General features: G+C 43.9%; 11 protein-coding genes. 10 read left to right on the top strand and 1 reads right to left on the bottom strand.

What is annotated here, in order from left to right; all coding sequences use genetic code 11:
* Positions 1–254 precede the first annotated feature (254 nt).
* The 7 genes from FN831_RS01145 (at position 255) to FN831_RS01115 (ending at position 8,993) form a co-directional block, all read left to right on the top strand.
* Positions 255–2,348 carry a HEPN domain-containing protein gene (locus tag FN831_RS01145; RefSeq protein WP_142526361.1) on the top strand — a complete coding sequence of 698 codons (2,094 nt, stop codon included), beginning with the start codon at positions 255–257 and terminating at the stop codon, positions 2,346–2,348.
* Positions 2,345–3,136 (top strand): uroporphyrinogen-III C-methyltransferase, encoded by a 792-nt coding sequence (gene cobA / locus FN831_RS01140; protein ID WP_142526360.1) that lies wholly within the window; start codon positions 2,345–2,347, stop codon positions 3,134–3,136. The genes FN831_RS01145 and cobA overlap by 4 nt, the downstream gene beginning before the upstream one ends.
* Positions 3,137–3,145: 9 nt before the next feature.
* Positions 3,146–4,645 (top strand): TSUP family transporter, encoded by a 1,500-nt coding sequence (locus FN831_RS01135; protein ID WP_142526359.1) that lies wholly within the window; start codon positions 3,146–3,148, stop codon positions 4,643–4,645.
* Entirely contained in the window at positions 4,645–5,349 is a 705-nt protein-coding gene (locus FN831_RS01130) for a phosphoadenylyl-sulfate reductase (protein ID WP_142526358.1), read from the top strand. The genes FN831_RS01135 and FN831_RS01130 overlap by 1 nt, the downstream gene beginning before the upstream one ends.
* Positions 5,350–5,359: 10 nt before the next feature.
* Positions 5,360–6,265 carry a sulfate adenylyltransferase subunit CysD gene (cysD, locus tag FN831_RS01125; protein WP_142526357.1) on the top strand — a complete coding sequence of 302 codons (906 nt, stop codon included), beginning with the start codon at positions 5,360–5,362 and terminating at the stop codon, positions 6,263–6,265.
* Positions 6,265–7,518 carry a sulfate adenylyltransferase subunit 1 gene (locus tag FN831_RS01120; protein ID WP_142526356.1) on the top strand — a complete coding sequence of 418 codons (1,254 nt, stop codon included), beginning with the start codon at positions 6,265–6,267 and terminating at the stop codon, positions 7,516–7,518. The genes cysD and FN831_RS01120 overlap by 1 nt, the downstream gene beginning before the upstream one ends.
* Positions 7,519–7,694: 176 nt before the next feature.
* The gene (locus FN831_RS01115; RefSeq protein ID WP_142526355.1) at positions 7,695–8,993 is read left to right on the top strand and encodes a GntT/GntP/DsdX family permease; all 1,299 of its coding nucleotides are present in this window, start codon (positions 7,695–7,697) and stop codon (positions 8,991–8,993) included.
* Between the two features lie 684 nt (positions 8,994–9,677).
* Here FN831_RS01115 and FN831_RS01110 read toward each other — a convergent pair.
* Positions 9,678–12,137: an outer membrane beta-barrel family protein gene (locus FN831_RS01110; protein ID WP_142526354.1), complete on the bottom strand. Its 2,460-nt coding sequence runs from the start codon at positions 12,135–12,137 to the stop codon at positions 9,678–9,680.
* Between the two features lie 330 nt (positions 12,138–12,467).
* On the opposite strand from FN831_RS01110, the gene FN831_RS01105 reads away from it, so the two are divergent.
* The 3 genes from FN831_RS01105 to FN831_RS01095 all read left to right on the top strand — a co-directional run bounded on the left by FN831_RS01105 (position 12,468) and on the right by FN831_RS01095 (position 15,526).
* Positions 12,468–13,247, top strand: a complete 780-nt coding sequence (locus FN831_RS01105; RefSeq protein WP_142526353.1) for an Fpg/Nei family DNA glycosylase — start codon at positions 12,468–12,470, stop codon at positions 13,245–13,247.
* Positions 13,248–13,360: 113 nt separating this feature from the next.
* On the top strand, positions 13,361–13,648 hold the full coding sequence (locus tag FN831_RS01100; RefSeq protein WP_142526352.1) for a hypothetical protein: 288 nt from the start codon (positions 13,361–13,363) through the stop codon (positions 13,646–13,648).
* Positions 13,649–13,786: 138 nt separating this feature from the next.
* The gene (locus FN831_RS01095; RefSeq protein ID WP_142526351.1) at positions 13,787–15,526 is read left to right on the top strand and encodes an ABC transporter ATP-binding protein; all 1,740 of its coding nucleotides are present in this window, start codon (positions 13,787–13,789) and stop codon (positions 15,524–15,526) included.
* Positions 15,527–15,532: the final 6 nt, after the last annotated feature.

Raw genomic sequence — 15,532 nt, 5'->3', positions numbered from 1 at the left:
CGGATGGATGTCCGGGTTTTTTGCGTTGATCCTCCAGCCATCTTCCAGGTGGTCTTAGCAAGATTAATTCTAAATTAATGCCTCTACACTATCAAAACCGCCCCTTTTACATACCCAATTGTCACATTTCATCTAACAAATTTGTCATTTTTTACGTCTAATAACTACCATTTCTATATAGAATGTATATATTTGGACTATAGAGACGTCACAACATCTCTAAGCAAAACATTTCCTAACCAAGATTTATTGAAATGCAGAGTTTTAGAACGGAGTTTGAAAATCCGATAGTAGAAAAAGATATTATAGATCTTGAGCAAAAGATCCGTGCCTTTCGTGAGGGAAAAATACACGATGAAAAGTTCCGTAGCCTAAGGCTTGCGCGTGGCGTTTATGGCCAGCGTCAGCCCGGAGTACAGATGGTGCGTATTAAACTGCCCTTTGGAAAAGTTACTTTTCAGCAGTTGCTGCGTATTGCAGATGTATCTGACGAATACGGTAGTGGAAACCTGCATTTAACCACCAGACAGGATATCCAGATTCACTACGTGAGTTTAGACCGCACACCGCAACTCTGGGCAGAACTTGAACGTGACGATATCACGCTTCGCGAAGCCTGCGGAAATACCGTTAGGAATGTAACCTCATCACCTGACTCGGGAATCAACCCTGACGAACCTTTTGATGTCTCGGCATATGCACAGGCTGTATTCAAATATTTCCTGCGTAACCCGATCTGCCAGGAGATGGGGAGGAAGATCAAGATCTCCTTTTCTTCAACTGACAGAGATACTGCATTCAGCTATATCCACGATCTTGGTTTTATTCCAAAGATCAACGAAGCGGGTGAACGTGGCTTTAAGGTGATGTTTGCCGGAGGTCTGGGTGCACAGCCTTTCCTGGCCAGTGTTGCCCACGAGTTTCTTCACGAAGACCTGATTATTCCATATACAGAGTCCGTACTCCGTGTGTTCGACCGCCATGGCGAGAGAACCAACAGGAATAAGGCGAGAATGAAATACCTGGTACAAAAACTGGGACTGGAAGAAGTAAAAACACTGATTGCAGAGGAAGTTATTGCCAATAAATCAAAAGTGTTTAAAATTGATACAGGTACAGTGCCTTTGCCGGAATTCCCGGCTCCTGTTGCTGCTACCGATAACCAGCCTGCAGATGCAAACCACTATCAGCAATGGCTGGATACCAATGTTTTTGAACAAAAACAAAGTGGTTTTTATGGTGTCTACATCAAAATCCCGAAAGGCGATATCAGAACTGATCACGCCAGGGTACTGGTAGAAGCGATCCGCCCGTATGTAGCTGATGAGATCCGTATTACGCAAAACCAGGGATTGTTATTAAAGTTTGTACGTAAGGAAGCATTGCTTCCGCTGTATACAAATTTGAATGAACTGAACTACGCGGTGCCCGGATTTGACAGTATTGCAGATGTCACCACCTGCCCTGGAACAGATACCTGTAACCTGGGTATTTCCAACAGTATGTCGCTTGCCGTAGTGCTCGAAAATGTAATTTATGATGAATATCCTGACCTGATTTATGATAAGGATATCAAAATCAAGATCAGCGGATGTATGAACTCATGCGGCCAGCATGGATTGGCCCATATCGGTTTCCACGGAAGTTCTGTGAAAGCGAATGGCAAGGTTGTTCCTGCTGTGCAGGTAATGCTGGGTGGCGGAACAGTTGGTAATGGCGAAGGCAGGGTAGCAGAGCGTGTGATTAAAACACCTACAAAACGCGCGCCCGCTGTTTTACGTACAATCCTTGACGATTTCAATACGAACTCTGCAGAAGAAGAAAGCTTCCACCATTATTATGATGAGAAAGGAAAAGATTATTTCTACCAGATGCTGAAACCTATTGCAGACCTTACGACCTTACAGGATTTTGAATACGTTGACTGGGGACATGAGGAAACTTTTGAAACTGCGATCGGTGTTGGTGAATGTGCCGGTGTAGTGATCGACCTTGTGGCTACCCTTTTACTTGAAGGTGAGGAGAAACTGCAATGGGCGGGAGAAGCTTTCGAAAGAGGTGCATGGTCTGATGCAATCTACCATTCTTACAGTGTCATGGTAAATACTGCGAAAGCTTTATTACTGGACAAAGGTGTGAACAGCAGTACCCAGATCGGTATCATCAGAGAATTCGATGCCCATTTTGTAGAAACAGGCGAGGTAGTATTGCCGGAAACCTTTAATGAATTTGTACTGAAAATCAATAAAAACGAACCAACGCAGGATTTTGCAATCACTTATCTGAACCAGGCAACTGAATTCTATAAAGCAATGGCAGCGAAAAGGGGCGCTGAGGTAAACTCATGATACAGCCATCAAAAATAAAGACAAGAGAACCCAGGATCACGCTCGTTGGCGCTGGTCCGGGTGATCCTGAACTCATTACGATGAAAGGTGCCAACGCACTGAAAGATGCTGATGTGGTTTTATACGACGCGCTTGTCAACGAAAAGGTACTTGAGTATGCTTCTCCGGAATCTATTAAAGTATTTGTAGGGAAACGTTCCGGTGCGCATTCTTCAACGCAGGAAGAAATCAATAAGCTGATGGTAGATTATGCCCTTCACTATGGGCATGTGGTCCGTTTAAAAGGGGGCGACCCTTTTGTGTTCGGGCGTGGATATGAGGAGCTGAATTTTGCGGCCAGCTACAGTATTCCCGCGCAGGTAATCCCAGGATTATCAAGTTCGATCTCCGTACCGGGCTTACAGCAGATCCCGGTAACGCATCGCGGACTGAGTGAAAGCTTCTGGGTAGTGACAGGTACTACCACCTCCGGGGCAATCTCCAACGATCTTTATGAAGCTGTGCGTACAAAAGCAACAGTAGTAGTACTGATGGGGCTGGGCAAGCTGAAGGAAATTGTAAAACTGTACCAGACAGAACATAAAAATAACCTTCCGGTCGCTGTGATACAAAGCGGGTCTACAGATCATGAGCAGCTGGCAATAGGTATTGTAGATACCATTGTTGAAGTGGTAGAAGAGAAAAAAATCACTGCTCCTGCAGTACTTGTATTTGGTGAAGTAGTTTCACTTCATCCGCAGTTTCAGCCCATCAGGGATTTTTTTGCAGCAATTAAAGAAGAGTTATAGCTTAGGAACGTGGAATCAGAAGGCAACCAGTTATTTCCTGTTTTTTTAAAGCTGAACCAGTTACACACGGTAATTATTGGTGCCGGCCCGGTAGGGCTTGAAAAGCTGACCGCTGTTCTGGCCCAGAGCGAGCAGGCAAGGATCACGATCATTGCCGAAGTCGTATGTGACGGGGTGACCGAACTGGCAGCACGCTTGAACCACATTACCCTGAATAAAAAGAGTTATGAAGCCGCAGACCTTGTCCATGCCGACCTGGTGATCGCTGCTACAAATAATAATATATTAAATGAAGATATCAAACGTGACGCCCATGCTTTAAAGTTGCTGGTAAACGTGGCCGACAAGCCCGAGCTGTGCGACTTTTACCTGGGATCAGTGGTAAAGAAGGGCGACCTTAAGATTGCAATCTCTACCAACGGTAAATCACCAACGATTGCTAAAAGATTAAAAGAACTGTTCAATGATGCACTGCCGGCAGAATTGGATATTACACTGCAGCAAATGAGTCAATTCCGCAATACTTTAGAAGGAGATTTTAGTGCGAAGGTTAAAAAACTTAATGAGGTAAGCGCTGTACTGGTAGAATCAGATCAGTCTGCCGCGCCAAAAGCCATAACCAAAATCAGCAAGCCCTCGTACCCTAAGTTCAGGTTGCTGATCTGGCTGACTATCGTGGTTTCACTGGCCATTCTGATTGCCGTTTTTTGGAACAGGGAGCCTCAGTTTCAGGCTTATGTTGCTGAGATCAACCCGATATTCTACTGGTTCCTGTTCGGAGGATTTGTATTTGCAATGATCGATGGCGCCATAGGCATGTCTTATGGTGTAACCTCTACGGCATTTTCTTTGTCAATGGGCATACCGCCGGCTTCTGCAAGTATGGGCGTCCATCTTTCGGAAGTGCTGAGCTGCGGTATCGCCGGCTGGATGCATTACCGCATGGGAAACATCAACTGGAAGCTTTTTAAACTGCTGATCATTCCGGGAATTATCGGTGCCGTTTCGGGTGCTTATCTTTTATCCTCACTGGAACATTACAGCTCTTATACCAAACCTTTTGTTTCGCTTTACACGCTGATCCTGGGTTGGGTGATCCTGAAGAAAGCGTTCAGCACAGTACCGCTGCACAAGGACGGAAAGATTAAAAAGATTGGATTGTTAGGACTTGGCGGTGGTTTTATCGATGCTGTAGGTGGCGGCGGATGGGGTTCAATCGTATTGTCGAGCCTGATCGCCGGTGGAAGAAATGCGAGGTTCTCACTGGGTACAGTGAAACTTACACGCTTTTTTATCGCCCTTCTGAGCTCACTGACTTTTGTTACGATGTTAAAATCGGCACACTGGGAAGCAGTTGCCGGACTGGTGATCGGCAGTGCACTGGCGGCACCCATTGCAGCTAAGGTTTCTAACCGCATCTCTGCAAAGAGTATTATGGTATCTGTAGGGATTATCGTGATCCTTGTGAGCCTCAGAAGCATTGTTTTATTTATTTTAAAAGTTATATAATGAAGGAATACCTGGACGAAATCGCTGTGCAGATCAAGGATATGGGCCCTGTTGAGGCCATAGGTTTCCTTGCGCAGAAATTTCCCGGACAAATCACTTTTTCTACAAGCTTTGGCTGGGAAGACCAGGTGATCACTGATATGATATTTGCCAACGACCTTTCCGTAAAAGTTTTTACGCTGGAAACAGGCCGCTTATTTCCTGAAACTTACTATGTTTGGAACAGGACGCTGGAAAACTACAACAAGCCTATCCATGCGTATTACCCGGATGTGGAAGCACTGGAAGCAATGGTGTCCAAAAAAGGGCCAAGCAGTTTTTATGAATCGGTAGAGAACAGGAAGGAGTGCTGTCATATCCGTAAGATTGTTCCTTTAAAAAGGGCGCTCAGCGGTAATAAGTTATGGGTTACAGGGATTCGCGCAGATCAGTCGCTAAACCGGCACGATATGTCTAACCTGGAATGGGACGAAGGCAACCAGCTGGTTAAATTCCATCCGATATTTGAATGGACGCTGGAGGATGTTAAAGCCTATATAAAAAAGAATAATATTGTATATAATACGCTTCATGATCGTGGATTTCCAAGCATAGGATGTGCGCCATGTACCAGGGCGGTACAGCCGGGCGAGGATTTCAGGGCAGGCAGATGGTGGTGGGAAGATCAGTCGAAGAAAGAATGTGGTTTGCATGCCACACAATAATGTAAAGCACATGAGTAAATATAACTTAGATTATTTAGACGAATTAGAAGCAGAAGCAATTCATATTCTGCGTGAGGTAGCCGGGCAGTTTGAGAAGCCGGCGCTGTTGTTTTCTGGCGGTAAGGATTCCATTACCCTGGTGAGGCTTGCCGAAAAAGCATTCCGCCCCGGCAAGTTCCCTTTCCCGCTGGTACATATCGATACCGGTCACAACTTTGAAGAAACGATTACTTACAGGGACCAGATGGTTGAACGCCTTGGCGAGAAACTGATCGTAGGGTATGTACAGGAGTCGATCGACGAGGGCAAGGTCATCGAGCAGAAAGGAAAAAATGCAAGCCGGAACTCCCTGCAAACCGTTACATTGCTGGATACCATTGCAAAACACGGCTTTGACGCCTGTATCGGCGGTGCCAGAAGAGATGAAGAAAAAGCAAGGGCCAAAGAACGGATTTTCTCTGTAAGGGATGAGTTTGGACAGTGGGACCCTAAACGCCAGCGGCCTGAGCTTTGGAATATCTATAATGGCAAGATCCACAAAGGTGAAAACGTGAGGGTTTTTCCGATTAGTAACTGGACTGAGCTCGATGTATGGAACTATATCCGCAGGGAGAAAATGGATCTTCCTTCAATCTATTTTGCCCATAAAAGGGATACCATTACCAGAAACGGACAGCTGATGGCTGCATCTCCCTTCCTGAATATGGACGAAGCTGATGTGGTAACTAACCGTACGGTAAGGTTCCGCACGGTGGGCGACATGACCTGTACTGCAGCTGTTGAATCTGAAGCTGATCAGATTGACGATATTATCGAAGAGATCAGCGCTTCAAAAATAAGTGAACGTGGTGCCCGCCTTGACGATAAAGTATCGGAAGCAGCTATGGAAGACCGCAAAAAAGGAGGATACTTTTAATGAACATACTGAAATTTTTTACTGCAGGAAGTGTTGACGACGGAAAAAGCACCCTTATCGGGCGCTTATTATACGATACGGGTTCTATCCTTGCCGACCAGCTGGAAGCTTTACAAACCTCTAACCGCAAAAATGACGATGGGTCTATCGACCTTGCCATTTTAACCGACGGGCTGCGTGCCGAGAGGGAGCAGGGGATTACGATTGACGTTGCCTATAAATATTTCCAGACGGACAAGCGCAAGTTTATCATTGCTGATACCCCGGGGCATATTCAATACACCCGGAATATGGTTACCGGCGCCTCTACGGCAAATCTGGCGATCATCCTGATTGACGCAAGAAATGGTGTGGTAGAGCAAACTATCCGCCACTCTTACCTGGTATCGCTCCTGGGCGTCAGCCATGTGGTGATCTGTATCAATAAAATGGATATGGAAGGTTATAGTGAAGAGGTATACAACAATATCACAGAAACCTACAAAAATCTACTTGCTTCTAACCTCAAACTGAATGATGTAACTTTCATTCCGGTAAGTGCTTTAAAAGGTGATAACATTGTGAACCTTTCTGAGAACATGCCTTGGTATAAAGGTACCAGCCTGCTGGATTTTCTTGAAACCGTTGAAGTAACGGGCAACCAGACCTCAGACTATGCCAGGATGCCGGTACAATGGGTGATCCGCCCGCAAACTGAAGAACTGCATGATTACAGAGGTTATGCAGGAAGGATCCTGAGCGGAACGTTTAAGATAAATGATAAAGTAACTGTTTTGCCCTCAGGCAGCAGTTCTGTAATTGATAAAATTGAGGTCTTTGATAAGGCACCTGAAGAAGTAACCGCGGGTATGTCGGTCACTTTGCACCTGAAGGATAATATCGATATCAGCAGGGGCGATGTCCTGGTAAATTCGGCTTCCCTGCCGCAGAGTTCTCAGCTGATAGAAGCTGACCTTTGCTGGATGGACAACAAGCCGATGGATGATTCCATTACTTATTTTTTACAGCATAACAGCAAGCTGACAAAATGTAAGGTACGTGAGATTTTATACAAGGTGAATATCAACACCCTGGAAAAGGAAGATGCACATGAGTTTAAGCTGAATGATATTGGCCGCGTGATCATTAAAACAGCCGATGAACTGGCTTATGATCTGTATTCAGAGAACAAAGCAAACGGATCGGCAATACTGATTGACAGCAGGACTAACCTTACGGTTGGTGCGCTGATGTTCAGGGCTGTTGCTGGCTAAAGCGTCCGGACGGCCTGTTGGCAGGCTCTGAAGTTTTTTCCGCTCCAATAAAAAAGAGTATCCTGTTTCAATGCTGTCTGCCGCTAAAGCGCCAGAACGCATCGAGACAGGATACTCTTTTTTTTATTTTAAAGATTTTATCATATCTTGAAAAGAAATAACCAAATATTGATTCAATGGATTTACTGTTCGTACTTGCCGGTATTGTCATTCTGCTCATTCTTATTCTCAAAAAAGTAAATCCCATGCTGTCCCTGCTGATCGTATCAGTAATAACGGGACTGATGCTGGGGCTCCCTGTGCAAAAAGTAATGACATCCATCACCAATGGTATAGGCAGTACACTGGGCGGAATGGTCATGGTACTTGCGCTGGGCGCAATGGTAGGTAAGCTGGCCGAAGACAGCGGCGCCGCAAGGAAAATTGTATACGTACTGATCAGGGTATTTGGAATAGGTAATATACAATGGGCGGTGTTGCTGACGGGCATTTTGGTGGGTATTCCTTTGTTTTATAATGCAGGCTTTGTAGTGCTGATCCCGCTGGTCTTTAGCATTGCATCAGCAGCCCGGCTCCCAAAGCTGTATGTAGGGATTCCTATGGCTGCCGCCCTGTCTGTTACACACGGGTTTTTGCCGCCGCATCCGGGGCCTGTGGCACTGGCCAGTATCTTTCATGCAGATATTGGTAAAACGTTAATTTACGGACTTGAACTTAGCCTGCCGATAGCAGTGATCGCAGGAATATTCTTTCCGCGGTCAATTATTAAGCTGCCTTTACCATCTGACGGCCCTGTGATAAAGCCTGATACACTTAAAGAAGACGCCGCATTGCCTTCGGCATTCAAAAGTTTGGTGACGGCACTTTCCCCGATATTTTTTATTGCGCTGGGTACCATTGGAGGTGCTGTAAGTACTCAGCCTATGGCTAAAAATATCTTTGCATTTCTTGCCGATCCCACTGTAGCCCTGCTTTTTGCCATTGTAATTACACTGCTAATACAGCAGATCCCGATGCAAAAAGCTATGGATTCCTGTGCAGAGGGCGTAAAAAGTATTGCGATGATTATCCTGATCATTGCTGCCGGAGGTGCATTTAAACAGATTCTGGTTGACAGTGGTATCGGGGAACAGGTAAAGGTTTTAACGGCAAATTTGCCGGTCTCGCCTTTGTTGCTCGGATGGCTGATTGCCGCTCTGCTGCGGATCACGCTGGGTTCAGCAACTGTGGCCGCACTAACGGCATCGGGAATGGTAATTCCCCTGATTGGAGTAGGGGCCCCGGCAGAACTTATGGTTTTGGCAGTAGGAGCAGGAAGCCTGATGTTATCCCATGTAAACGATACGGGATTCTGGATGTTTAAGGAATACTTTAATCTGAGCCTTAAAGAAACCTTTAAAACCTGGACGGTCATGGAAAGCCTGATCTCGGTTCTAGGATTGGCAGGCGTATTGATTTTAAACTATTGGAGATAATACCCTCCTTAATTATCCCCAGAGTATATCCTGCATTATGCTTTACGCAGTCCTTTATATGTATTGGTTATGTCCTGGACCATCACTCCGGCACGTTTGCTGCACCCTTGCTGCACCCTTAGTCCACCCCTGGGGTGCAGCAAGGGTGCAGCAAACGTGCTGACAGCGTGCAGGAGTACTGAACGACTACACTTCTATTACATGGATACACAGGAAGTAAGCCAAAAACAGGCATAAATATGGCAACTTCCACATACCTTCAGTAATCTGGCGGGATGATTCGATAAAAGATAGTATAGAGGAAGGAAACTAAAGAAGATGAAAAATATCATGCGCATTGCGAATGTATTCATTTCAATGTATAGTATAAAATTGTGAAGCAGTAGGCTTATTCAGGTCTTGTAGCCCTCTTGCATCAAATAATAAACAGCAAAGCCAAAGCTGGAATTTTATCGATTGCTCCACAAGTTTATAACTAGATTCATAACTTGCCGATAAACAAAGTGTAGTGATCTTTTTTTTGCAAAGAGAACATGTTTAAATAAGAAACGGGGATCATTCAAATTTGAATAATCCCCGTCATCTAATTAACGCTCTCATATACATAAGCGTTCAAAATCACATTATATTGTATCAAGAGCCAATTATTTAAAAATTTATTTAAGATCTGATTTTTCATTGCTTTCAATTGTTGGATTTTATCCTTTTTTGTTCTGTATCTGCTCCGGTAGTACGAATCCTGACGGCTTTAATAAGGTTACTTCCAAAGTTATAACTGAAGGATAACCTAAATATTCTGCTTTCCTGTTTCTGATAAAGCTGGTAATCCTGGCTGGGGATGGCGCTGCTTACGCGTGCTTTTGCAGTGTTAAATACATCACTCGCAGAGATTTTTATATGAGCCCGCTGTTGTGCAAATGATTTGCTGATGCCAAGATCGATACTGTAGATAGGCTTCACATCGTATGTTCCATAAACCTGGGCGGATTGATAGCTGCCTGAAAGCTCTGCCCCGATCAGCGGTGAGACGGCAAAATTATGTATGGTATTGAGGAGGTAGGTCGTTTTCCCGCTGTGAAATGGGGCTCCCAGCAATTCAGGAGAATTGAAACTCGTATAGTAAATCGTAGCGTTGTTTGTAGTATTCCACCATTTTCTGATCGCAAATGGCATACTTACATTGAGATTGTAGGTTTTTTGATCCGCTAGATTCTGGTCTTTGATGATCAGTGTTTTTGCAACTGTATCGGTAATCAATGTGGTTGTGATCACATTAGCTGTATGGCTGTACCCCAATGTGAGATTCAGTGTTTTCTGATAAGCGTAAGTAAACTCAAATGCATTTGTATATTGTGGGCCGAGCTGTGGATTTCCCTGATTATAGGTATAAAGGTCAGAAAAATAGAGAAATGGATTGAGTGACTGATAATCGGGACGGTCAATTCTTTTGCTGTAAGAAAACCCAATATCGTGCCGTTCCGATAACTCCCGGCCCAACGAAATATTTGGGAAGAGGTTAAAATAATTCCTGGTTACGTTTGTCATTGTTGTAGGTGAATTGCTTTCTGAATGGGTAAGTTCAGCGCGTAATCCCAGCTGAATAGTGATAGATTCAAAATCTGTAATGATATTGGCGTAAGCGGCATTGATTTTTTCGTTGTATATAAACTTATTACTGCGTGAAGCATCATTGACCCAATTAGTATCCTGTAGTTTTTCAAACTGAAAATCATTATCAGTACTTACGCTGCTGCTTTTGAGGCCTGTTTCTATTTTTGTTCTGTTACTAAACGGATATAGATAATCAATTTTTCCTGTCCATATTTTTACTCTGGAAGGTGTTGCGTTCCGGAAAATCAGGGGATCTTTTAAAGGATATCCTGCATCGTTGTAGAAGTAGTTGTTGTAAACAGTTTTATTATTTGTGCGGAAAAGTGAATAGTCAAGATCAGCGCTGAGTTCGCGGCCAGATGTATCTGGAACATATTTGTAATTAAGGTTATAAGATTGGTTGTTAAAGCGACTTTGACTGGGATTGAGTGCAAGAACCGTAGAATCGTTAATTGTTGGCTGACTGCCGATGACGGTTCTGTTACCCGTTGAGCCAGTATGTTGATTTGCATAACCATTGAACATGATCCCAAGGGTATTGTGACCATTGATGAAATAATCGATTCCCGCTTTGTAGCTGTTGTTTTTCCGGGTGGTTTCTTCCCTTGCCTGCTGATCGAAATAGGTACGCTCTTGGGAAGAAATGTTGCTGCGGGCGACTTTCAAATCCTGATAGTCCTTATTGTTTACGTAATCGTAATTTCCGAAGATATTCAAGTGGCCGCTGCGGTGGTTTAAACTGATACCACTGCTGCTCTTGTGAAAACGGCCATATCCGAAACCCGCGGTCACATTACCATTTGTTCCATAACTACTGTTTTTTTTGAGGATGATATTGATAACTCCGCCACTTCCTGCTGCATCGTATTTTGAACCAGGCTGGCTCATCATTTCTATGCGTTCTATACTATTACCATTGGTAGATCTGAGCATGGTGGCCAGCTGTTCTTCCGACAGGTTACTAAGCTTTCCATTAATCATGATGCTCAGGCCAATTTTCCCTCTTAGACTGATCCTCCCATCATGGTCTATGCTAACCCCCGGTGCCTTCGCCAGTATTTCCATTGCGGAATTGCCGGCTGCCAGGATGCTGTTGGCAACATTAAGTACCACCATGCCATTTTTAGTTTCTACCAAAGGTTTTTTGCTGGTAATATTCACCGTATTTAACTGTTTACTATCTGGAAAAAGCCGGATACTATCCTTTACAATCAAATGCTGATCATTTTGAAGAACAAAGGGGCCAGAAAATGATTTTTTGTAGCCAATCCATTCTGCAGAGATGATATAAATCCCTGAAATCAGCTCTTCAAAAATGAACTCTCCACTCGCCGTAGCCGGGGTACTTTTCAACAGTACAGAGTCTGAAGAATTGTAAAGGCTGACAGTGGCGTATGCAGCCGCAACCTTGTGTTCATTTGTTACAATTCCTCTTATAGAGGCGACTGGATGTTTTTTTTGTCCGTAGGTATTGGAGATACTGAAAACTGGAATGAGAATGAAAGAGGTTAAATAAATAAATTGCTTTTGCATATCGCTGGTTACCAGGTAATAATGATCGTTAATTGACCCCAAGTTAAAGAGTTGGACTCCATTGATAAAGTATTTAACAATCTTTAACAATGGTATGCATTTAAAATGCAACCACGATTGATGTCTATTGGTTCTATCTTTAGCTCATGGCCACGGGATCGCTGGCTAATGTTATTAACATTTCATGTGGATAACACTGTGGATTACTGTTGGTAAGTGTTGCTGTTGAAATTATGTAATGTAAGCTGAAGATAAAATATACACTTCATGAGGAGTCTTCAAAACTTAAATGTGTATTTTAGGTTAACATTGTATTAATTGATATTCGATATGCCCGAATTACCAGATCTGGAAGTTTTTAGTCGTAACCTAAGTACAAAGCTGAAAAACAAACAGGTAAAAGAAGTTTTGGTTGGCAGCACCAAAAAACTCAACGTTTCTGCTGAAGAATTGCAGAAAGCTATTGTGGGACAAAAGATTGTGAAAATTTACCGTGACGGTAAAGAACTATACTTTGAATTTGAGAATAAAACGGTACTGAGTATGCATATGATGCTGAATGGTGAGCTTCATCTCTCTAAAGACGAAGAAACACCAAAGTATGCAATACTCAGACTGATATTTAAAGGAGGGAATATACTGACGCTGACAGATTTCAGAGGGCTTGCCCATGCAACGCTGAATCCCGAAGCAGATGACACGCCCGACGCACTTTCCCGAATTGTGGATGCCCATTTTTTTGAAACTACGCTGGCAAGTAAAAAGGGGGCCATAAAAAATATACTGCTGGACCAGCATGTTATCCGTGGTATCGGTAACGCCTATGCAGATGAGATCCTCTGGGAAGCAGGTATTTCGCCATTCTCAGCTGCAAATAAAATTCCTGTTCCAAAATTAAAATCGCTTGCCAAAGCCGTACGCCATGTGCTTGACAATGCGGTGAAGCAGATTAGTAGCAGCAGGCCCGGCCTCATCAGTGGAGAAATGCGCGACTTCCTAAAGATCCATCACCCTAAAAAAACACATAGCCCTTCAGGTGTTCCTATTTTGATGAAAAAAACCGGTGCCAGAAAAACCTATTACACAGACGAACAGGAAACTTATAAATAAACTTTAAACAGCGGTCAGGTGTACCCTTCTCATCCCTTAAGAGGGTCAGCTGATCAATAATTCTTTATGCCCGAACAATATGATTAATCCTTTGTTTAATCTAAAAAAAACAAATGGATCCATTTAATATCATTGTTAATCTCGACAGCCAGAAATTTGATCTCAATATACATCCACAGGAATCAGAAGTATTTAAAATACTTTATCACGGAGGACTAGTAGGTGAAATTATCAGAACTGGTAAGGGCTCCTGGAGAGCCGTATCTGTAAAAGATCTTGATCCTGATCTGGAGATGCCCATGTATGAATATGATGGTTCTATTGATGATGTGCGCATTATCCTGCAGGGAGATCATGCACAGTTGATCGGCCAGGCGATTGATAATTATCAGGGCGCTTAAATCAGAAAAAAATTTTATAACTTCATCAGCTTAGCTGTACACCCAATATTTATATGTTGATGATGATATCAGCCAATTTAATTTAAAATAATTTGGCGGCCCGGACGTCTTTAATGATTGAGGGGTAAAAATTATAAAATGAAGCCACAAGTTAGCGTTCCAAATAAAAAAATTCCGCGCGTCTTTAGCCTGCTAAAGCCGTATTCATTGATGGTCATGCTGCTCGTCCTTTTCGCTTTAATCAGCAACGGACTAAATTTGTGGCTGCCTAAACTTATCGGGCAGGGGATTGATGCCTTCAATACCGGCAATTTTGCCTACAAGCCACTGCTGATTAAATTTACCGGAGTTTCTTTTGTGATCTTTATATTCAGCTACCTGCAGGGCATTGTGCAAACCTATACCTCAGAAAGAGTGGCCAGGGACATGAGGACGCGCATTGCGCTGAAAATCTCGGGCCAGAGTTTTGCTTTCATTGAAAAGACCAGTCCCTCCAAACTACTCACTAACCTTACTTCGGATGTAGATTCCATCAAGCTTTTTGTGGCCCAGGCAATTGCATCTATCGTTTCTTCAATATTTATCATCATCGGAGCCAGTATCCTGCTCCTGGGTATCAACTGGAAGCTGGGCTTAACTACTATCGCAATTATCCCGATCATTGGAGGTGCATTTTATATCGTGCTGCGCAGGGTGAAATCGCTGTTTAAAAAAAGCAGGGAAGTGATCGACTGGCTCAACAAGGTGATCAACGAAAGTATCCTGGGCTCTGCACTGATCCGTGTGATCAATTCCCAGCAGCTGGAATATGATAAGTTTTTTGATGCCAGCAACCGGGCTAAAGATATCGGATTGAATATTTTAAGGCTTTTTGCATGGCTCATCCCCATCATTGTTTTTACCGCGAATATGGCCGGATTAACAATACTCGTACTGGGCGGGCATTATGTAATCAATGGCAGAATGACTATCGGCGATTTTGCGGCCTTTAACAGCTATCTGGCTTTACTGATTTTCCCGATACTGGTGATCGGTTTCATGAGCAATGTGATTGCGCAGGCCACAGCTTCCTTTGCAAGGATCAGCCAGGTGCTGGATGCTGCAGAGCTGCCGGAAACGGGTATCCTAACCGGTAGGCTCAGTGGTGAGGTTGAAGTCAGGAATATCAATATCAGCTATGGGGAAAAAATCTTATTAAAAGATCTTTCTTTTCGTGTAGAGCCGGGGGCTAAAATCGCTGTGATCGGGCCTACGGCTGCGGGCAAGACGCAGTTACTGTACCTGCTTACCGGACTTATTCCGGCTACTTCAGGTGAGATTTTGTACGATGGGCAACCTATCTCAGCCTATCAGTCCGAAACCTTCCACAGCCAGGTAGGTTTTGTGTTCCAGGACAGTATTATGTTTAACATGAGCATAAGGGAGAATATAGCATTCAGCGATACCGTAACAGACCAGTCGCTCCAAAAGGCGATTGCAACGGCAGAGCTCAAAGATTTTGTTGATTCACTTCCGCAAGGTTTAAACACAAAAATATCAGAGAGGGGGCTCAGCCTTTCAGGCGGACAAAAACAGCGGATCATGCTGGCGCGTGCGCTTGCCGTAGACCCAAAAATCCTGCTGCTGGATGATTTTACGGCAAGGGTAGACCCGCAGACAGAATCCAGGATACTGGGAAATATTACCAGTAACTATCCTGGTTTAACACTGATCTCGGTAACGCAAAAGATCGCTGCCGTAGAGCACTATGAGCAGATTATCCTGCTGATGCACGGCGAAATGCTGGCCGCGGGCACGCATGCAGAGCTAATGGGCAGCAGCCCTGAATATGTACAGATTTTTAACTCTCAGCAGAGTACAAGCAATTACGAATTATAAATGACC

This window comes from Pedobacter westerhofensis, from assembly GCF_900182595.1.
GTDB lineage: Bacteria > Bacteroidota > Bacteroidia > Sphingobacteriales > Sphingobacteriaceae > Pedobacter > Pedobacter westerhofensis.
This window is presented reverse-complemented; position numbering and strand designations above follow the sequence as displayed.